The organism is Mucilaginibacter sp. 3215 (assembly GCF_050433785.1).
Lineage (GTDB): Bacteria > Bacteroidota > Bacteroidia > Sphingobacteriales > Sphingobacteriaceae > Mucilaginibacter.
Window position 1 is genome coordinate 55056 of record NZ_JBNPWO010000006.1, and the last position, 22030, is coordinate 77085.

Consider the following 22030-nt stretch of genomic DNA (forward strand, 5'->3'; position numbering starts at 1 on the left):
CTGCGGCAATTACAGGGATTTCTTCGGCGTTTTTATTCAGTTCAATACTATAACATTGCTGTTTGCATCGGGTAAGGTTTGTGGCAAATCAATGATATAGCCTGTGGCATCCGGTTTATAATTTACTTTGGTCCCGCCCAGCACATAAGCATTGGTTATATTAATGCCCGGCAGGTTAGGCAGCACGATTTTATCACCTTTTTTCTGAAATATGTGCAAATAGATCTTGTTTCCCTTGCGTGTAACAGCATAGTTATCATTAGGGGCAATGGGCCCGCCTTTGGTACCATAAATGCTTTCACCGTATTTTTTTAACCATAAGCCCATTTGCCGTAATGTTTCAACTTGCCTCACTTCAATGCGGCCATCAGGCATAGGTCCAACATTTAATAGCAGGTTGCCATTACCGGCGGCTGTTTTTACCAGTGTTTGGATACACTCCTGCGCGGTTTTCATTTTATCATTAGGTTTCCATGCCCATTGCTGGCAAATGGTGATACAGCTTTCCCATGGCTCATTCATATTCAGCTGACCGATGCGCTGCTCGGGGGTTAGGTAATCACCTACTGATTGGTCGTTCAGTTTTTCGCTTTCTTTGCCTAATCGGTTGTTCACAATAACGTTTGGATCAACACTTTTGATGAATTTATAAATCTCCTGCCCGTCGGCGTTGGTCCAGGGCTTTTCCCAGTAACCATCAAACCAAAGCAGGTAAGGGTGGTATTTGGTGATGAGTTCTTTCAACTCATTCTTCATTTGCGTTTTAAAAGCTACCATATCGCCCTTAACATTCTTTGTCGAATCGTAAGGATTGTGGATAGGATAGTTAGGATCGTGCCAATCAAGCACGGTATGATAGATGCAAAACAGGATACCCTGTTTTTTGCAAGCCATAGCCAGTTCGGCAACTATATCGCGTTTATATGGTGTTTTGCTGATGTTATAATCAGTAAAAGCGGATGGCCATAAAGCAAAGCCATCATGGTGTTTTGCCGTAATCACCAGGTATTTCATGCCTGCATCTTTGGCGGCTTTTACTATGGCATCGGCATTAAATAAAACCGGGTTAAATTCCTTATACAGGTTATCATAATCATCCTGTGCTACTTCCCTATTTCTGCTCCAGCCAATTTCGGTGCCACGTAAGGTTACCGGCCCAAAGTGGATGAACATGCCGAAACGTTTGGTCATGAAATCGTCCAAAACCGCTTTTGGCGTTTTTACAGGAGCAGCCTGCTGAGCAAAGCTGAGCTTGATTACTAAAAACAGGTAAAGAAAGATAATTGCCGGTTTTTTCATTGCGGAATTTTTAAGGTGAACATTATAGAGGCCAGTCGTTTTTATACTTTTTAAAATATGACCAGGCCGCAAGTCAGCCCGGTCATTGGGGTGTTATTATAGTAGTGCGTTATTCCAGAAGGTAAGTTCACTCATATTGGTGTAGTTACCCTCGTTGTTTGAATTGTGTTTGATCCTAATACGGATGTAACGTACCGGCGGCGGATTAGGATCGAAGTTTACCTTTAACGGTGCGCTGCCGTCGTCGGTCCTTTTAATCTCTTTAAGCAGTTTCCAGCCTTTGGCGGTTGCCTCTGCAGTCCAGCCCGCATCATTAGCTTTTAGGGTAGTAGTAGCGTTGGTAATATCCGCTATGCCCCATACTTCAAAATCATCGGGATTATGACAGCAGTTGCGGCCTGTTTCTTCAATGGCTACAAGGCCCTTGTAAACCGCACCCATATCAAAAGTAATAACTACCGGCAACGGGCCATTGCCATCGCTATGGAAAATGTTAGGGAAACCCTGCGGGCCTGTACTGCCATCCCAGAGTCTGTCGATATCAGTATCTCCTTCATAAGGCTTGGCATCATTGGCTAAATAAACCTTTTTGAATAGTTTTTTATCGCAAACAGCAACGGAATTAATGGTTGGGAAATCCTCATAGTTAGCTACATAAAAGGTGTCAAGAGCATTTACCGTTGGTTTAAAGGCTGACAGGAACTGGATCTTCGTATCCGCCTTATAGTCTGCAAGGGTAACCGACATGCTATCAGCACTAAGTTTTCCGAAACTTTCTTTCCCGGCTTTGTTAGTGTATTTTATGTTTGTGAACACATTATGAGCGCTGGTATCAACCTTTAAGAAATTAAGTGTGAGCTTTCCATCGGCACTAATTCCATATGGATTGGTAACATTATACCCCCTGTTTGATAAGCCCGATTGGTAAATAGGCCCATAAACTCTTACATTGTTGATATCAAGCGGAATAGAGCGGTTGCCTTTGGAGTCGTAGGAGAAAACAGTGAACGAATAAATGTATTCGTTCAGGTTTGGTATAACAACGGTTAAACTATCCGACGTATTATGGTTGGTGGAATTGTAAATGATTGAATCAGCCTTATTGTTCCAGTATATCACGTAACGGGTTATGCTGGGATCGGAGCTTGGATTCCAGGTAAGGGCGGCACGTAAATTTCCGGGGCGGGAGTGGGCATTGGCCACTGTGCCCGGATACTTAACTTCATGACCGTTTAAGTATGATTCAAACCGTGTGTCTTGCTTGCTGCAACCATACAACAGGTATCCAAGCAAACAGAAAGCAGCTATTCTGACAATGTTTTTCATGTTCGTTTAATCTAAATGAGTTAATACCTATTGTGGATTACCATAAATTGAAAGCTCCATCATGTGTGCAAAGTCACCGTTTGACCATGTGTCATGCACCATGAAGCGGAAGTACTTAATAGGTGTTGAACCCGGAGGGATATTAAAGTTAACCCCGGCCGCGACAAAATCAGCATCGGCAGCATTGGTGAAGCCAGGTGTAAGGCCCGATGGCGGGTTTGGATAATGGTAGTTACCGATATTAACCCAGTCGCCAACTACAGTTCCTACAGGAGCATAATCAGGGAGCCTTATATCCTGCGGTGCATTAACGTTGGATCCCCAAATGCTGAAATCTTTAGGGTTACCATGCGCGTAGGCATACTGATTTGGCCTTTCCCATAATACAAAGCGGCTTAACTGTGCCGATACACCCAGGCTAAAGGTAACCTGTATGGGTGCGGGTGCTCCCGGAGCAGTGTGCCAGCCGTTTGAGTAACCGTCGGTTTTGTTATCCCAAAGATATGGTACTTCCCAGCCGTATGCGGTCGGACTGTCGGTAGGGGTTTTATATACGGAGAATTTGCTCTTATCCAATAATGTTTCAAATATTGGGGTGATGTTTACGATGGAAGTATCGGATATATTGCCAAACTTATCCGTTACATATACACCAAATTTTTGCGGTACCGCCGGATATCCTCTGATGGAATAGTTAATGGTATCAACCTTGGTATAATGCTGATCTACAACCTCCAGTGCCTGTGTTGATTTATCAAAGGCCAATAAAATAACACCTATATCTTTTTGATTAGGGTTCATCGCCTTGATGTTTACGCCGCCAAAATCAGACGTGATAGTTAGTGTAGGTTTTATCAGCTTATAAAAAGGAGTATCAGGATGCACCTTAACCACCAGCGGATCAGATTTAACATTGGCCCTGCTTACCGAATAAAGCGTTACCTCGTATTCCTGGCTTTTGGCAAAACCATCAACTGTAACGGTATCTGAGTAATAGCTCGATTTGGTTTGGCGTGTAATTTTATCGTTAATGCGGTACTCGGCCTGCACGTACAGCAGGTTATCTGAGTTTGGCAGATCATAGGTGATATAAGCACCTCCGTTAAAGTTTTTAACTTTTACGTTGGTAACCACGGCAGGCTTGGTCATATCGGTCGAAACCTCCTTAACGTAACCGTCGTTCTTTTTGCATGAATTTAAGCACGCCATAAACAACGCTACTGCAAGCACCAGTGTTGTTATCGTATAATTTTTAATGCGTTTCATAATTCTTATTTATGTTGAATTAATTCATTTTTAAATGGAGGGGGACGCCTACCAGTAGGTGGTTTGTACCAGGTTGTTGTTAACAATCAGGTCATTGTCCTTTATAGGCCAGAAATAATTTTTTAGCCCGAAAACCGGCGTTAACACTGTGTGTGGCCTGTAGTAGTTACCAGCTTCAGACTCATAAATATTCCAACCCTGCAGCGGTACGCTCAATACATTTTGAATTTCTTTCCAGCGGCGAAGGTCCCACCCGCTTTGCGCCTCAAAACATAGTTCAATACGACGCTCACGGTGTATGATATCCCGTAAGCCTTCTTTAGTTGTTGGTTTGCCCGGAGTTTTTGAATAGGCTGACCATGATTCCAACACGCCTTTTAAACCTGCTCTTGCCCTTACTTTATCAATATAGTTGTAGGCGTCGGCAGTTGGGCCGTTCGCTTCGTTCAGGGTTTCGGCATATAAAAGATATAAACCGGCAAGTCTCATCAGCGGCAAGTGAAATTCAATTGGCTGAAAACCATCATCATAAACAGAAAGGTAATTAGCCAGCTTTTTAGGCCAATAGCCGGTGATGTTTAGCGTGTTCAAATCTTTTGGACCTGCCAGTGAACCCGAACCGCGAGCCTCAACATGGTAGGCCTGGTCCTGGTTGTAAATGCCGTTGCCATACCAGATACTACCATCAAAAGCGATATTGGCATAAAAGCGGCTTTCGCGGCCATAGTGCTCATTAATGGTTGTATAACCCTGAGCTATGTAGTATTTATCGGCGTCGCCTGCTGTTTTCAGGGCGAAACGGTTGGCATAATCATAATCTTTATCCTCTGTTAACGGTACGCCGTTAGCAGTATAAAAAAGCTCCTGTGTTGAAATCGGAACAGCGAATGTTGAGGGGTTTGAGAATATATTGACCGCCGATTTTGGCGTTAACCTTGGCGTTGCATAGCCCTGGCATGGGAACGTTGGATTTAAGGCCCAGATCAGTTCGGGGTTTACATCCCATTTTTCGGTAACGGCGTTTTGGATGGTCAATTCATTACGCAACTGATCTGACAGGGACCCCACCGTTGGAGGCGATACAAATGTGTATAATTTAAGGCCGTTAGCTTCGCAGGCATCAATGGCCGCTTTACAGGCGTCAGCGGCACGCTTCCATTTCTGCGGGTCGACGGTGCTGGAAAACAGCGCCTGGCCGTCTTTATTTTTCATGCTGGCATAATCAGGGTTGCCGTTAAATAACGGGCTGGCCTGTGTTGCCAACATTTCGGCTTTAATTGATAAGGCGGTTAATTGGGTAATGCGGCCAAGTTCTTTTGCCTGGTTGGTGATAACCGGCGGCAGATCAGGAATGGCTTCGTCCAGCAACTGGACACAATAATTAAATACCGAATCAACCGGTGAGCGTTTTACCCTTACCTCTTCGGTGCTGGCCGTAATATCGATATTGGTTTTTACCAGCGGTACCGACCCATACAAGCGGCACAGGTAATAATGGTAATATGCTTTAAGGAACTTTACCTCGGCAATCCATCTTGCTTTTTCAGCCGGTGAAAGGTCAACAGGTTTGTCAATGTTTTCAAGCATGATGTTACACCTGCGGATAGAACGGAACAATGCCTGCCCGCCATTTTCACCATCCCACCAGTTTACACCGGGGCTTGCGCTGTTTTGTGTGCCACGGATAAGGCTAAAGCCATTTTCATTAAGCGGGTGGTTGGTGAGGTTGTTGGGATAAATGATCTCCGATGATGTGGTGAAACCTATGTTTGAAGTGGGGTCATAAAACTGCTGTAAGGTTGCGTAGCAGGTAAACAGGTAGTTTTCGGCCTCGTTACGGTTCCTGAATGCGTATTCGAGGGTACCGGTATTATCTGGTGTTACATCAAGATATTTTTTACATGATGCGCCCGAAACCAGAAGCCCTACCAGTAATAAAAGTTTATAATATTGTTTCATAATACTAAGTATTGATCTGTAAAAATTATAGGTTAACGTTTATGCCTAAGTTGAACACCTTTTGTATTGGGTAGGCAAAACCATTACCACCAAGCTCAGGGTCCCAAAGTTTAAAGGCGCTCCAGGTATACAGGTTTAAGCCGTTAAAGTAAATGCGGCATTTGGTTACGTTAAGGCGCTTTAAAATTGATGGCGGCAACGAATAACCTATCTCTACCGATTTAAGTCTCAGGAAACTACCGTCGCGCATCCACCAGGTACTGTTTTGGCGGTTGTTTTCGATCTGGTTCCCGGTTACACCTAACCTTGGATAGGTTGCATATAAATCCTGGTTTTCCTCGCTCCAGTGACTGTCGGCAAAAGCTTTAATTAGCTGGGTATTGCCATATATGTACGGATCGGGGCTTTGAATGAACGGGCTGGTACGGCTGGGGTCAATAAAGAACGATACACGCGCCTGGCCCTGGAAAAAGCAGGAAATGTCAAAGTTTTTAATCCCGGCTGATAAACCGTAGCCATATACAATTTCGGGCACTGTCGGATAGCCGATAAATGTTTGATCGGCGCCATCAATTTTACCATCGCCGTTTAGGTCTCGGTATTTGATATCGCCGCCGCCCGGAGCGATACCATTGGTTGAAAAGATCTGCGAAGGAGAGTTCTTAGCTTCATTATCGTCAACAAATAAACGTTCGGCAATGTAGCCGTACTGCCTGTTTATTTCTTGCCCTTTGTGGTAACGATAAGGTTCTTTATACTGGGGCTCTTCATAGTTGCCATATTTGCTGCTTGCTAAAGTAAAGTTGCCGCGGCCCTGCAGCCAAACATCTTTATTAATAGCCGCCTTATAATCCATTTGCAGGTCGATACCTTTAGTATCTGCCGTGCCAATGTTGGCAGTAACATTAGGAGTTCCATATTGGTTAAGTGCTTCAAGTCCCAATGTAGTAGGGAGCGAACTACGTGTTTGAAGAATATTATAACGGTGATATTTATAAACTTCGGCTACTATATTCAGGTTTTTAAACATAGTAAACTCCAGGCCAAGGTTTAGCTGGCGCGAAGTTTCCCAGGTTACATTAGGATTTTCGTAGTTGTTGATGTAAACACCGTTACGGCTATAACCATTGTAAGTGCCGAACGAAGCAGGGTTTCCGCCATTAAGGTTAACATCCGAAAGGAAAAAGAAACGTTGCGAACCGATAGCGTCATTACCAACCAAACCATAGCTGGCCCTTAACTTCATGCGGGTGACAACATCGTAAAGGCCCTGACCCCAGAATTTTTCGTCAGATACGATCCATGAACCGCCAATGGTAGGGAAGAAACCATACCTGTGATTGGCCGAAAAGCGCTCGGTACCGTTATAACCAAAGTTAAACTCCAGGAAATAACGGCTTTTAAATGAATAAGTAGCACGGCCTGCAAGGGTTAAGTTGCGGTAAGGCAACGAATATTGAAGGGTTGGCCTGTCAAGTACCGGATCTTTAGCTGCTGAATAAACTGTTTGCTGGCGCGTACCAATCAATGATGCGCTCACATTATGATCGCCAAAGGCGTGATTATAATCCAATACACCCTGAAAATAGATGTAGGTATTCAAGTTATCAGTGCTTGGGTCGCGGTAATAGCTCAAATACTCGGTGGCTACGTTATTGCCGGTTGGCTGTGGGTTAAGCCACGTTAAGGTGTACTGGTTAGTAGCTTTATCATAAGTATTCACATTATAGTAAAATGGCGAATACCCCATTTGCGACTGAAAGTATGAATACCTGTTGGTATGAAATAAGCCATGAAAGTTAAGCCCGTCGGTTATGAAATTCAGTTTCTGATTTAACTCTAACTGGGCAGATAACCTTGATTCTGAATAATTTTTATGGCCACGTAGCAATGCAGCATATGGGTTGTTATATGCAATGGCGTTTGATGCTGAGCCTGCGTTGGCAGGTGCTGCGTTACCAAACAGGATGTGCTTAACATTGCGGTTGGCCGAATCGGCAGGGAAATATGCCGGGAACAATACAGGGCTGGTATGCACAGCAACATTATAAAGATCTGTCGAGAATGAAGCGTCGGCTGTAAGGGGCCCGTTATACTCATTGAACGAACCTGCAAGCCTTACAATAAGCTCGGTGCTTTTGCTTAAATTAATATTGATGTTTGAACGCAGCTGGTAATTTTCAAACTTTACGTTGTTGTTATTATTATTGGCAATATCCTGCCTCAGGATGCCATGGTCAACATTATATGAGCCTGATACATAGTAACGGGCTACATCACCGCCGCCGCTTACGCTCATGTCGGCACGCTGCGTAGCTGTGCGTTTTTTGAAAAGCATATCCAGCCAATCGACAGCGGGATAAACATACTTGTTGCTGCCTGCGTCGCCTCGTATGGTGGCTTCTGTATTTAATATTTTATTTTGAGAGAAAGGGAGCGGACTTAACGGATCACGGGTGATGGTAGCTTCGTTAAACAACTTCATGTAGGTGATTGGGTCGGCAAGCTGCAGTGTTTTGGCAGACTGTGATATGGAATTTTCCACACGTGCGTTGATCTTGGCCTTACCAACCTTACCTTCTTTGGTGCTTACCAAAATTACACCGTTGGCACCGCGGGCGCCATAAAGCGCGGTGGCACTCGCGTCTTTCAGGATCGAGAAGCTGGCGATATCATCAACCTGTAAGCGGGCAAGGTCGGTTGTAGAAAGCTCAACATTATCTATCAAAATAAGCGGGTCTTTTTTATAGCCGAAGGTGGTTACCCCGCGGATAAAGAAGCTGGAATTATCCTGCCCGGGCTGGCCGCTTGGCTGAAACGCGATGATCCCCGCCACCTGGCCGGCAAGCGCGTTGGTTAAGTTACTGGCAGGTATTTTCAGGTCGGCGGGTTTAACGGTGGTTACCGAACCTACCACGGCTTCCTTTCGTTCTTTTTTGCCGTAGGCCAATACCACAACCTCATCGAGGCCGCGTTTTGATTCTTTAAGTACAATGTTTACTACCAGTTTGCCGGCCGAAACGGTGAAGGTTTGATCAATAAAAGTTACGTACGATACTTTAAGGATAGTACCGGGCTCGGCATCTATCACAAACTTGCCGTTAATGTCGGTAGTAGTGCCCAGGTTTTTGCGGTTGATAGCCACAATGTTGGCGCCTGCAATTTTACCGCCCAGTGTGTCGGTCACGAGGCCGGTAATGGTTACTTTACTTTGCGCGTGTGTAAATTGCGCCGAGCAAATAAAGCTCAGCAATAATAATACAAAGCAATAAAAACCCGGTGCAGACTTATGAGACCGTCTAAGCTCCCGCCGGGTTTTGATCCGTAGGTAAAATTCTTTCATAAAATTGGTTTGATAATGGTTTTTTGTTTTTGAGATTTGGTTGATGGGTTTATTTGTTTTAAGTGCCATTTAAATGCGCAGATGGTAAAAGGTTTTTCCAGTGGTAAAAGGTTTAATCATTTTTTAAATATGTTAAGTTGACAATTAAAAGTTTTGAGCTGCGTTTACAGCGTATTGCTGTTTTTTAAAAAAATTAATTGGTTAAGAAATAGAGTACCTGGCACGTGTTCCCCTTGCTGTTTTTATTCTTATCGGTGTCAATTTTCAGGCTGAGCGTGTGCTGGCCTTTTTTGAGGTCGGTACTAAAGGTTACATACCAGGGCAGATAAATCCATGAACTGAACTCTGTGTACAAGTCCATCGTTTTCTCGGTGCTTCCGTCAATGCTGTAGTTGATAATACCTGCATCCGGTCCGGATACAATGGCCATCCCAATAGCCGTGCCGGTAAAGGGCAATGTTAATGATGAGCCTGGTTTGGTAGCGATAAGCATCGGTTTGTGTACAAAGCCAGGGCGGGTGCTCAGGTTATTGTTTGGTGCCCAATCGGGGTTGATGGCCCAGCCGTTTAAATTTTTTGCATTTTGAATGCTGTAATAGCGGCCATTGTTGAGGTTAAGCGCGTTAAGCGGTTTGGGTAATGGATTGGCTTTAATAGCAGCAATCTGCTGTTTGTCAAAACATGAATTAAGCAGGCTTTTTATGGTTGCGAAATAAAGCTCCTGCCCGTAAATGGCCGGGTGGAGGTCTTTAAAATCATATTGCCATGAAAATTCCTGGTTATTAAGTTTATCAGTAACTTCTTTGGCCAGGTTAATGGACGGCAAGCCGTAATGTTCTGCAATTAATTCATGATTTTTGATTTGCAGCGGGGTTTTGCCATTGTTGTAACCCCTGATCTTATCCGGATCAACAAATGACATCATGACGATGTCCATCAGCGGATTTGCTTTTTTTGCATGCCTTACGATGCCTTCCAGTGCACGTACCTCGGTAAGGCTGTCCAGTCCGTTCACGTTATCGTTTACTGCGGCTTCAACAAACATCAAATCAACCTTGCCCGAATCAAGTACGTCCCGCTGTAAGCGGAAGGCATGCGGTACACTACCCAACGAGGGAATCCCCGCCTGTATAAAATGAAAACTGGTTAAAGGAAAGCGTTCGATAAGGTAGCGGCTTATCTTTTCGCGCCAACCGGGGTTATAGGTAATTGATCCGCCTAAAAAAGCTACTGTAGCTTTCTTGCCTGCACTGAATACACTGAGACTGTTGGCCAAGCCGCTACGGGTTATAAAGTAATCGGTATATGGCAGCACTTTTTTTACCGGATAACTGTAGCCCATGATCATATCAGCCCAGCGTTCAGGATGTTCAATAGGGAAGTGGTGCCCGTTCAACTCCTGCGGACCGGCAGTTACCGGGTATATCATCATCGGCCCGCCTAACGCGTTATAGCGTTGAGCAAGGATATTGGTGTTTTCGGCATTAGGTACCAACTTGTCGTTTATACCTATGATGTGCATAACGGGTACTTTAAAAGCAGCAAGGCCATCAAGGTTATCAATAGGATTGTCTTTGTAATCAAGCGCTTGTTGTTCGGTAATGTGATACACCTGTTGCAGCTGTTTCCACAAAGCGGCATCGCCCGGGGCACTTAGTTTACCTCCCGGCCAGCTTTGAATATTGCAAACAGGGGCTTCATTATAAATGCAACTAATTTTATCAGGATTGCGTTTGGCCCAGCCATATACATATAAACCGCCACGACTAACGCCTCCAAGGGCAACTTTGGCAGCGAAAGCTTGTTTAGTTGTTAAATACTGATAAAAAGCATCCCAAACCTGCAAAGCATAAGGGCTGCCATATTGATCATTAACATTTACGAAAGCGACATGAAAGCCTTTGGTTAGCAGGATGCTGTCGATATCGGTATGCCAATCAGGAAATGAAGCCCGCCAAACCCATGGATTACCTTCGAGCGCCTTTTCAGGTTTTACATAGTAGGCTTTGTGAGCGCCTATGGTAATATTGACACGTTCAAAACCTTTCCAGCTATCATTAGCTGTATGTTGAATAGTATATAAGGCAGGGGCATTGCCTGTGTCGTCAATTTGTTGGTTTTGAGCTAAGACAGTACCAGCTGTGAACCCCAATAATAGCGTAATTAGTAAAGCTTTAATCATTCAATTTTGGATATAAAAATTCCATTTCAAAAACTTCGTCCTTTTTTTGGATTGTGGTTTTTGATTAAAAATGTTTTGTAAACTTTTAGTAGCTGGTGTTTATAATCAGGGTAAAAATATGGAGGGTATTAACAATAAATTGCACTTAAATTGATTTGTTTCGATACTATTTTGACATCGATTTTTTGATTTTGGGAAAAAGGCGACTTGCTGAAACAATTTAGTTGTATTAAGTGTAGTTTTCACAACAAAATAATATTGAAATGCAAAAAGTTGCGTAATATGGTATTAGTTGCTTTTTTAGTTCATGGTTCATTGATGATGGTTCATGGCATCAAGAGGGATGAAGGTTCAGAAACTCACGAAGTAAAACTTCGTAAGTTTGGTAAAGTTAATGTCCAATTACTGTCAACAGAGGTTCTTCCGGCTCGTCGGAATAAAGCTTGTTTTTTACAACATAACCCTTCAGTCCGTAATATAATACGTATACATAGCACACCAGCGGCGCAATGAATGCCATCCTGATGCCTGAATGGTCTGATATCAAGCCCATTATTGGCGGGATAATAGCACCGCCTACCACTCCCATAATAAGTAATGACGAAGCAACCTTTGTATAATCGCCTATATTTTTGATGCTGAGCGTAAATATGATAGGATACATCACGGAGGTAAATAGCCCTACTATCGACAGAGAAATTATGGATACATAACCACCAGTAAGTACCGATACCAATATCAGCGTAAACGCACCTATGCTGCATAGGGTAAGCACTTTATTGGGTTTAACCTGCTTAAGCAAAAACGCTCCCAGCAAGCGCCCGGTTAAAACCAACGCCATATAAAGTGTAATAAACAAGGCCGATTTTTGCTCGGTAATACCTGTAATATTTAAGGACTTTGTATACCGAATAATAAAACTCACCACGCCAACTTCCGCGCCTAAATAGGCAAAAACTGCTAATACGCCCAATATGGTATGCCTGCATTTAAATACTCCGGAGAGTTTTTGCCTGCTGTTGCCTTCATGAATTACTGGCAACTTCAAAAAATAAAGTACCACGCAAAGGGCAATAAACAACCCCGCCAGTGTTAGGTAAGGAGGAATCACAAGGTGCGCCTCGCTGTTTAAAAACGACTTAAGTTGCTCTGAGGTAAATGACTGGATGAGACTTGCCGGGATATCCTTTTCATGCAATAAAAACTTAGAGCCGATGAAGGGCCCTATTGTAGCGCCCATTGAACCAACGGCTGCAGCCAGGCTTAACCGGCTGGATGCATGATCCGGGTCGCCAAGTTTTGAAATATAGGGAGTAGCCGTAACCTCCAGTATGGCAAAGCCTGATGCCATGGTAAACAATGCCAGCAGGAACACAGGATAATACCTGGTGGTTGCTGCCGGATAAAATATGGCGGCGCCAATAGCCGCCAAAATCAAACCGGTAAGCATCCCTGCTCTGTAACCCATTTTTTCGATAAAGCGACCGGCAGGCAAAGCCATCAAAAAATAAGCGCCAAAAAATGCCGACTGGATCAGTGACGATTGCAGATCAGTTAGCTGGCAGGCCCGTTTCAGATGGGGGATGAGTACATCATTAATATTGCGGCTCAAATTCCAGAAAAACATCAGGCTCATCACTATCAGCAGCGGAGCCAGGTATTTTGATGCGTTACTGTTGGTTTTGTTCATGGTTAAGATCTTGTTTTATCGTCTGTATCCAAGTTCGGCGCCGCCGCTTACGGGCATAATGCAGCCGGTTACAAACCGCGCCGCGTCCGAAAGCAGGAAAACTGCGGCATCGGCCACTACATCGCCCTCTGGGCAGTAACCTAATGCATGAATTTCATTAAGGTATTTTTCTATTGATCCGGGATCGGGCTGTTCGGCAGCCCATTGTTTAAGCAATGGTGTCCATACGCCGGCCGGCGAAACAGCATTTACCCTGATACCATATCGCGCGTAATCGAGCGCCATTGATTTGGTAAGAGCATTGATGCCGCCTTTGGTTGCGGTATAAGCAGCATGCAGGCTTTGACCAATATCGCCGGCCATACTGCTGGTATTTAAAATGCAGCCTTTTGAGGCTTTAAGTAAATCAATGCCATATTTGGTTGTCCAAAACAGGCTTTTGAGGTTAATGCTCATAAGGGCATCCCATTCATCCTCTTCGGTTTCATCAACCGGTTTTGATGGATGCGCTATAGCTGCATTGTTATGGATAGCATCGAGTTTGCCATAATGTTTCCTTATTGCATCGAAAGCTGCTTTTACGTCGGCCGCCTTTGATACATCGCCCGGAATACCTTCATGATTACCTCCAAAACGGTCGAGCGCTTTATAAAGGGTACGCTCATTTACATCCATTATAAAAATGGTTGCTCCCTCGCAGATATAAGCTTCGGCGCAGGCCAAACCAATGCCCGATGCCCCTCCGGTAATAAATATTATTTTGTTTAATAATTGGTTCATTTTTGGTTTTTAGCTGGTTACAAGGTCGCTGCTGTTGCCCGCTTCGGCAGGTACGGCGTAATAGCCCCCGCTAATATTAGCCGGATTTTTAAAGTATTTGGCCAAATGCGGTATATGTTCCAAAAATAAGTTTTCGTGACCAATAGCCACATGGTTAAACAGCACTAAGTGCTGATGGATCTGCCCCATGTCGCCAACGTGCGGAACTACCGGTATGTTGAATTTTTTTGCCAGCAGGCTTATCGTCAAAAACTCAGATACACCGCCCACCCGCACACAGTCAACCTGGCAAAAATCCATGGCGCCGGCCTGCAGAAAGTTTTTAAATATGATTTTATTAGGGATATGCTCGCCCGCAGCGATTTTAAGGGGCGCAATTTCTTTAGCTAATGTTTGATGCGCCAAAACATCATCAGGGTGGGTGGGTTCCTCTATCCAGTAAGGGTTTATGCTGCTCAGTTCTTTACAAATAGAAATAGCCTGAGGCAGGTTCCATTTTTGGTTGGCATCAAGCATAATGGTTGTTTTGTCGCCGGCTTCGGCTCTAACCAGCTTTGCCCTGCGGATATCACGTTGCGGATCATCTGAGCCAACTTTTAACTTCATGGCGGTAAATCCCCGGTCAATGGCGCGTGCTACGTTCTCTTTGATCTTCTCATCCGAATAATTAAACCAGCCTACTGATGTATCATACGCCTTATAACCTGTTTGTAAAACACCATTGCGTAATGTGCGGCCTGTAAAATTGCCCTTTAAAATGTTTTCTGCTTCATCAACGGTCAATACATCTTCCAGATAGTTCAGGTCGAGCGTGGCTACCAGTTCTTTCGGGCTTAAATCAAGCAAAAGTTTCCAGAGCGGTACCTGCCGGCTTTTGGCCCAAAGATCGAAACAAGCATTTACTATGGCTGCCAGCGCCAGCTGCATTACACCTTTGTGCGGACCCAACCAGCGGTAGGTGGGCGAATCCAGTATCGAACGGTAAACTGAACCAAAATCGGCCATAAGTTCCTCAATTTCTCGCCCCTTTAATGTTTCGGAAAGATATTGTATGGCTTTGCATACCAGGTCATTACCGGCACCAAGGGTAAAGGCCAGGCCAATGCCTTTTACGCTACTATCGGTATGCAGTTCGCAAATGGCATAAGCATACTGGGTTGAATCGTTTACTGCATCAGAACCGGCGCCATTGCCTAAATTAAAACGCTTGTCGGTAACTTCAATTTTATTGATGTACATGTAGGTAAATATATTTTGCAAATAGTTTCAGGCCGTTCTATGCCGAAAAGCCGTAATGAAATCTTGTTCCTTGTGTTTATAAATCGGTTTATTATACCTTTCCGGATAAGGTATGATGCTGTAAAATTAGCGCGGTTTGATTTTTTACTTTCACTTTAATTGGCAACTTTCGATAGTATTTTTGCTTATATTTAGCTTTTCTCTTCATGTTTTGTTAAAATGAAACCAATTTTAGCCGTATTGTCTGACGGGGTACAGTCAGAAGACCTGTTTGTTGCCAGGGAAGTAAAGCTTCCTTTTTTCTCAAGTGAGTTCCATTTTCATGAAGAATGCCAGTTGGTACACATTGTAAAAGGCTCGGGCAAGCGCATCATCGGCGATCTGGTTGATTATTTTGAAAGCGGGGAGCTTATTTTTCTTGGTTCAAATATTCCGCATGTTTGGCATAATACCCAGGAACAACCCAACGAGGATGACCCTGAACATTATGCGCATTCATTATCTATTCACTTCAATCCGTCAAAATTGCTCATGAATCTTTCGGCATTTGGTAACATACGCAAAGTGGAGTTGTTTTTAAGTAAGGCGCAAAGAGGGATGGAGCTAAAGGGTAAAAGCCGTGATATGGTAATAAAACTGATGTACCAGATAGTACAGCAGGAAGGGTTGCAAAGGATCATCACCCTGCTCGAGATCCTCAATATCATGAGTGCAGACCCGGAGCATAACCTGTTGGCCAGTATCAACTATATCAACTATTATCAATACCATGATAGTAAGCGCATGGATCAGGTATTTAAGTACATCTTTGATAATTTCAGGGAGGATATTTCACTAAATACCATTGCCGATGTGGCTAACATGAACACATTTGCCTTTTGCCGGTTTTTTAAGGCGCGTACCCAAAAGTCGTTTACCCAGTTTGTAAATGAAACAAGAATTGGTTATGCCTGCAAACTGCTAAGTAATAAAGATAACAGTATTACAGATATAGCCTATGAGTGCGGTTTTAATAATGTATCAAACTTTAACCGCTTTTTTAAAGTGATTAAAAAGGTAAGCCCGCGCCAGTACCGGAACCAGATTTTGTCTTAGTATCTGGTTATTGCTTGCCGCTTGCCGCGAAGTGAGCTTTCGCTGTAAGGTAATTTATTCCCTTAAAAATATCCCTTACCGTATCTTCAGAACGAAGCCGTGAAGCCTCACCTATGCGCCGCCGCACCCGGCAGATCCCCTCTTGTATTGATGGTAGTAACAATTCAATTACAAACCCATTCTTGCCAAAAATAAAAGTGTAATTAATACACAGTGAGTTTTTTAAATAGTAATATTGTGTTAGCCAATTGTTGAACAGCCTTTTTAGCGATACTGTATTTCATATTTTTTTGCCTTGTACATAAATCCTTTTAGCAAGGCGATGGGATTAATGCTGCTTTTATGGCTGTTCATTAAATGTAAACCAATAATAACCTCAAACATGTCATTAAAAACAAAACTCACCTTCGTTTTTTTGACAGGATTAACTTTCCTGCTCTATTCCTTTAAAAAGCCGTCTGACAAGCCGCGTGTGCTGGTGTTTTCAAAAACTTTAGGCTGGCACCATTCATGCATCCCGTTTGGGATAGCGGCCATTCAAAAATTAGGTAACGAGAATGGCTTTGATGTGGATACCACCACCAACTCTGCTAATTTTAATGACGATATTCTGAAGAAATACCGGGCAGTAATATTTAACTGCACTACAGGCAATGTGCTTAATGCGGTTGAGCAGGCAGCTTTTGAACGTTATATACAGGCAGGCGGTGGTTTTATGGGTGTACACTCTGCGGCTGATACCGAGTACGACTGGCCATGGTACGGCAAGCTGGTTGGGGCTTATTTTTCAAGCCATCCCAATAATTCCAACATTCGCAAGGCAACAATAGATGTAACCGATAAAAGCCAGCCGGCTACTGCTAACCTGCCCACAAGGTGGGAGCGTACTGATGAATGGTACAATTACAAATCTATTTACAGCGGTATCCATGTGCTGGCAAGCCTCGATGAAAACACTTACGATGGGGGTACCAATGGCGCCAATCATCCCATAACCTGGTATCATGAATTTGATGGCGGCCGGGCATTTTATACAGGCTGTGGCCATACCGACGAAAGCTACAGTGACCCCCTGTTTTTGGGGCAATTGCTCGGCGGGATCAAATACGCTATGGGCAGTGGCAAACCGCTTGATTATGGTAAATCATATTCTAAAGTAGCGCCCGATCAAACCAGGTTTATCAAAACTGTGCTGGTGAGTAACATTGCCTCGCCTATGGAACTGGCGGCGGCAAAGGATGGCCGTGTGTTTTTCACCCAGTTATTGGGCAGTTTGTCGGTTTATAATACCAAAACCAATAAATTTAAATTAATCCATAAATTCCCGATCACCTATGAAGGCGGTACGGGTGTTATCGGCCTCACGCTCGACCCTGATTTTGACAGGAACCAGTTTGTGTATATTTATTACATGCCCGCCGGGCAAACCATCGAACCGCTTAATTTCCAGCTTTCGCGCTTCAAGTTAAGTCCGGCGGATGTGCTCGACCTTAAATCAGAAAAAATCCTGCTTAAAGTACCGGTACAAAAGGTGAGCGGCGCTCACCATGGTGGCTCGTTGGCCTGGGATAAGGATAAAAACCTGTACTTGTCAACAGGTGATAGCTCAAGCCCCTTTCCTTCTGATGGTTATGCACCGCTGGATGAGCGCCCCGGAACAGAGCATTACAGTCTTGACGCGCAGCGGAGCGCCGGCAATACCAACGATTTTAAAGGCAAGATCCTGCGGATCCACCCCGAGGCTGACGGCACGTACACCATCCCCGAAGGAAACCTTTTCCCGAAAGGTACGGCTAAAACCAAGCCCGAAATTTATGTTATGGGCTGCCGTAATCCATACCGGATTGCGGTAAATCCCAAAACCTCGGTTTTATACTGGGGTGAGATTGGGCCCGATGCAGGTAAAGATTCACCGCGCGGGCCACGCGGGTACGATGAGTTTAACCAGGCGCGCAAAGCAGGCAACTTTGGCTGGCCATATTTTGTGGGCAACAACTTTGCTTACTCGCACTGGGATTTTGTGAATGCCAGGCCAGGGCCAAATTTTGATCCTAAAGCACCGGTAAACAATTCGCCGAATAACACCGGCTTAAACATACTACCTCCTGCTACCCCGGCCATGATCTGGTATCCGTATGCTGCTTCCGATGAGTTTCCCGAGTTGGGTATGGGTGGCCGCTGTGCCATTGGCGGCGATTTTTATGAGTTTGATAAGCATATTAAAAACCCGAACAAATTCCCTGAATATTATGACGGCGCCTTGTTTGTGGCCGATTGGATGCGCAACTGGGTGATAGACCTGAGGTTTGATAAGGATGAGAATTATTTACGTAACGAAGCCTTCATGCCAGCTAACGGCGATTTCCGCCGGCCTATCGATATGGAATTTGGGCCGGATGGTGCCTTGTATATGCTGGAGTATGGCTCGGTTTACGGTGCTCAAAATGAAGATGCCCGGTTGGTTAAGATTGAGTACAATACCGGCAACCGTGCGCCGATTGCCAAAGCCAGTATTTCGGATACAGCGGCATTTAATAAATTCGCCAAAACCAGGTTTTTAACCGCGGAGTTAAAAGAGTTTCCTGTTAAAAAGGAAATAGCCGGCCAGGCCCCGCTTAAGGTAAGCTTTAGCAGCCAGAACAGTAAAGATTTAGATGACGATGATAGGATCACTTACCAGTGGTTGTTTGATGGTAAAACTGTTGGGGCTGCCACACCATCGGCAAGTTATACTTTTACTAAGCCGGGCGTTTATAAAACCATTTTAAAAGTAACGGATAAGGGGGGCTTAACCGGTAGGGATACGGTAATTGTAAGGGTTGGCAATACCAAACCCGAAGTGGCCATAGCCAGTGCTGATAATAAATCATTCATCTGGAAAGGCAAACCTTTCCGCTACCATGTAGTGGTTAGTGATAAGGAGGACGGTAAAATAGATTCCAAAAGGGTAAAATTATTTTATATCTATAACCCGCAGCCCTCGGCCAATAGCACCACACAAAACTTAACGGCTTTGTCAACTACCGAGGTCAGCTATCCAGGTAAGGGGCTGATGGCTAATAGTGATTGCAAATCTTGCCATACTATTAACAAAACTGCCGTTGGGCCAAGCTTTTTAGCTATTGCAAAACGGTACAAAACACAAAAGGGAGCTATTGATCAGCTCTCTAAAAAGATAATTGCGGGCGGCGCGGGTAGCTGGGGTACCGAGCATGTAATGAGTGCGCATCCGCAACTATCAAATGCCGATACGCGAGAAATTGTGAAATACATTTTCTCGCTTACGGATAAAAAGAGCCCGGTATTGCCTTTGCCCTTAACCGGAACACTCAATCTGAAATTTAATGATGCCGAACCGCGCGGAGAATACACACTGCTGGCATCTTATACCGATAAGGGCGGTAAAGTTGTTGGTCCGCTGAAAGCTACGGATATGGTGGTGTTGCGGAATGCTGCAGAGAAGGCTGTTTATGCCGATGAGTTGAAAGGCTTTAATAGATTTAAAGATGACCTGTCGGCAGGTAACCATAAATCATATGTACTGTTTAGGAATATTGACCTGACCAACATTAGCAAGTTTGCTTATAAATATGCCTCGAAGGATTATGACGGGGAGATAGAGGTGAGGCTCGATTCGCAGGCCGGGCCGGTGATCAGTTCTGTGGCTTATTCAACCACGGGTTCCTGGGATAAAACCGGCGAAGTAACCGGGACTTTAAGTAAGCCCGTGAGCGGAAAGCACGATGTGTATTTCTTCGCGATAAAACATTCTAAGCCGAGTGACGGTATTTTAAATTTGAAGGATATTCAGTTTGTTGAGTAACGATTTCGAAGCGCAAAAATATGCAACCTCTGAAAGTGAAATGACAAAGCAGCTAAAGACTTACGAAGTTTTAAAAACTTCGTGAGTCTGGATTCTGCAATTATTAATCGTTAACCAATTTTAACCATGAAAAAATCAACCATTTTTATAGCCCTCGTAGCCGTCATGGCTTTGGGACAAAACAAAGCTTCAGCACAAGGCAAACCATTATTTACCGGCCCGATAGGGGTGCAGGCTTACACATTTCGCAGTAGTATGCCAAAAGCTACCTCTGCCGTACTGGATACTATAAAATCATTGGGCATCACTGAAATTGAAGGCGAAGGGCCGAAAGGGATGCCACCCGAAGAGTTCAGGAAAATGTGCGATGACCGCGGTATCAGCATCCCATCAACCGGGGCGGGGTATGACGCAATTGTTAATGATCCGGGTAGTGTGATCAAGCTGGCTAAAATATTGGGCGCTAAATATGTGATGGTTGCCTGGATCCCACATGGTAAAGAGTTTACTTTGGATGATGCCAAGAAAGCCGCTGCCGATTTTAATCGGGTGGGTAAGATTCTGAGTGAAGCGGGTTTAACCTTCTGTTACCATAATCACGGTTACGAGTTTGGAACTTATAACGATGGTACATTGTTTGATTATATCGCCCAAAATACCGATCCGAAATATGTCTCGTTCGAGATAGATATCCTGTGGTCGTTCCATGGTGGGCAGGACCCGGCTGCATTGATCAATAAGTATCCGTCGAGAATGAAACTGATGCATCTGAAAGATATCCGTAAAGACGTAGCTAACGACCTTACAGGTGGCACCGATACAAAAAATGACGTAGCATTAGGCACCGGGCAAATTGATATCCCAGGGGTGTTGAAAGCTGCAAAAAAGGCAGGGATCAAACATTATTTCATCGAGGATGAAAGTCCCTCATACAGTCAGCAGCTACCCATTACCATTGCTTATATAAAAGGTTTAAAAGATTAATATATGAGTAATTTAAACCGCCGACAAGTGTTAAAGGCTATAGGTTTAACAGCTGGGGCTGCCGTATTGAGCGAAACTGGAGCGGTAGCAGCGCCCATAGCTCCAAAAGCTGGCAGCGGCTTTGTTTACTCATTAAATATGAGCACCATCCGCGGGCATAATCTTGGTTTTGTTAAAGAGCTTGAAGTAGCTGCCAAAGCCGGTTTTACCTCAGTAGAGATCTGGATAGATACTCTGCAAACTTATCTGCAAAGCGGCGGGTCATTAACCGAAGCCAAAAAGATCATCAAGGGATTAGGCCTTAAAGTTGAAGATGCTATCGGTTTTGCCCCATGGCTGGCCAATGATGAACCTACCCGTAAAAAAGCGCTGGAGCAGCTTCAACGGGAAATGGAAGTGCTGGCACAGATAGGCTGCCATCGCATTGCAGCCCCTCCGGCGGGCGTGACCAAAGGCCCTGTACTTGATCTGGATGTGGTAACCGAACGATATCTTACCATCCTGAAAATGGGCGAACAAACCGGTGTTATGCCTCAACTGGAAATGTGGGGAGGCTCACAAAATCTGAAACATATAAGCCAGGTACTTTATGTAACTACACAGTGTTGTAACGCGAATGCCCGTATTTTACTCGATGTGTTCCACATTTTTAAAGGCCAGTCGGCAGCGGAAAGCCTCAATTATGTAGGCCATCATGCCCTGGATATTTTTCACGTAAATGATTATCCGGCAGGTATCAGTCCTGAGCTGATCTCCGAACCCGACAGGATCTATTGCGGAGACGGTATTGCCCCGCTTAAACAGATCCTGCAAATAGTTAAAAACCCCGAACAGCCGCTGGTGATCTCGTTCGAGGTTTTTAATAAAAGTTATTATGCACAGGATGCTTTAACGGTGGCCAAAACCGCGTTGAAGAAAATGAAGAAGGTAGCCTCTTGATTTTCGGAGGGATTAAACACCGTATAGACTCATCCCGACATCGCTGCGCTCGTCCCCCCTCTCTACGCGAGCGTAAAGAGGGGGGACGAGCGCAGCGCAGACGGG

13 protein-coding genes are annotated in these 22030 nt (G+C 44.4%); 4 read left to right on the forward strand and 9 right to left on the reverse strand.

Annotated elements, in window-relative coordinates:
- Window positions 1-36 precede the first annotated feature (36 nt).
- From ABIC84_RS12795 to ABIC84_RS12835, 9 genes are all read right to left on the reverse strand, one after another.
- On the reverse strand, window positions 37-1299 hold the full coding sequence (locus ABIC84_RS12795; protein WP_429263780.1) for an alpha-L-fucosidase: 1263 nt from the start codon (window positions 1297-1299) through the stop codon (window positions 37-39).
- 96 nt (window positions 1300-1395) lie between these two features.
- Window positions 1396-2625: a DUF4998 domain-containing protein gene (locus tag ABIC84_RS12800; RefSeq protein ID WP_429263781.1), complete on the reverse strand. Its 1230-nt coding sequence runs from the start codon at window positions 2623-2625 to the stop codon at window positions 1396-1398.
- Window positions 2626-2652: 27 nt separating this feature from the next.
- The gene (locus ABIC84_RS12805) at window positions 2653-3891 is read right to left on the reverse strand and encodes a DUF5000 domain-containing lipoprotein (RefSeq protein WP_426589520.1); all 1239 of its coding nucleotides are present in this window, start codon (window positions 3889-3891) and stop codon (window positions 2653-2655) included.
- A 48-nt stretch (window positions 3892-3939) separates the two neighbouring features.
- A complete protein-coding gene (locus tag ABIC84_RS12810; RefSeq protein WP_426589518.1) occupies window positions 3940-5850 on the reverse strand; it encodes a RagB/SusD family nutrient uptake outer membrane protein in 1911 nt (636 codons plus the stop codon).
- Window positions 5851-5875: 25 nt separating this feature from the next.
- Entirely contained in the window at window positions 5876-9193 is a 3318-nt protein-coding gene (locus ABIC84_RS12815; RefSeq protein WP_426589516.1) for a SusC/RagA family TonB-linked outer membrane protein, read from the reverse strand.
- Window positions 9194-9386: 193 nt separating this feature from the next.
- The gene (locus tag ABIC84_RS12820; RefSeq protein ID WP_429263782.1) at window positions 9387-11375 is read right to left on the reverse strand and encodes a GDSL-type esterase/lipase family protein; all 1989 of its coding nucleotides are present in this window, start codon (window positions 11373-11375) and stop codon (window positions 9387-9389) included.
- 391 nt (window positions 11376-11766) lie between these two features.
- Window positions 11767-13065: an L-fucose:H+ symporter permease gene (gene fucP, locus ABIC84_RS12825; RefSeq protein WP_429263783.1), complete on the reverse strand. Its 1299-nt coding sequence runs from the start codon at window positions 13063-13065 to the stop codon at window positions 11767-11769.
- A 15-nt stretch (window positions 13066-13080) separates the two neighbouring features.
- Window positions 13081-13845 carry an SDR family NAD(P)-dependent oxidoreductase gene (locus tag ABIC84_RS12830; protein WP_426589512.1) on the reverse strand — a complete coding sequence of 255 codons (765 nt, stop codon included), beginning with the start codon at window positions 13843-13845 and terminating at the stop codon, window positions 13081-13083.
- 9 nt (window positions 13846-13854) lie between these two features.
- Complete coding sequence (locus tag ABIC84_RS12835) at window positions 13855-15084, reverse strand: enolase C-terminal domain-like protein (RefSeq protein WP_426589510.1); 1230 nt, start codon at window positions 15082-15084, stop codon at window positions 13855-13857.
- Window positions 15085-15303: 219 nt separating this feature from the next.
- Here ABIC84_RS12835 and ABIC84_RS12840 point away from each other — a divergent pair, with 219 nt between their 5' ends.
- The 4 genes from ABIC84_RS12840 (at window position 15304) to ABIC84_RS12855 (ending at window position 21925) form a co-directional block, all read left to right on the forward strand.
- On the forward strand, window positions 15304-16179 hold the full coding sequence (locus ABIC84_RS12840; protein ID WP_354481593.1) for an AraC family transcriptional regulator: 876 nt from the start codon (window positions 15304-15306) through the stop codon (window positions 16177-16179).
- A gap of 382 nt (window positions 16180-16561) precedes the next feature.
- A complete protein-coding gene (locus ABIC84_RS12845) occupies window positions 16562-20002 on the forward strand; it encodes a ThuA domain-containing protein (protein ID WP_429263784.1) in 3441 nt (1146 codons plus the stop codon).
- A gap of 126 nt (window positions 20003-20128) precedes the next feature.
- The gene (locus tag ABIC84_RS12850; protein ID WP_429263785.1) at window positions 20129-20986 is read left to right on the forward strand and encodes a sugar phosphate isomerase/epimerase family protein; all 858 of its coding nucleotides are present in this window, start codon (window positions 20129-20131) and stop codon (window positions 20984-20986) included.
- 3 nt (window positions 20987-20989) lie between these two features.
- Complete coding sequence (locus ABIC84_RS12855; RefSeq protein ID WP_429263786.1) at window positions 20990-21925, forward strand: sugar phosphate isomerase/epimerase family protein; 936 nt, start codon at window positions 20990-20992, stop codon at window positions 21923-21925.
- The last annotated feature ends 105 nt before the right edge of the window (window positions 21926-22030 follow it).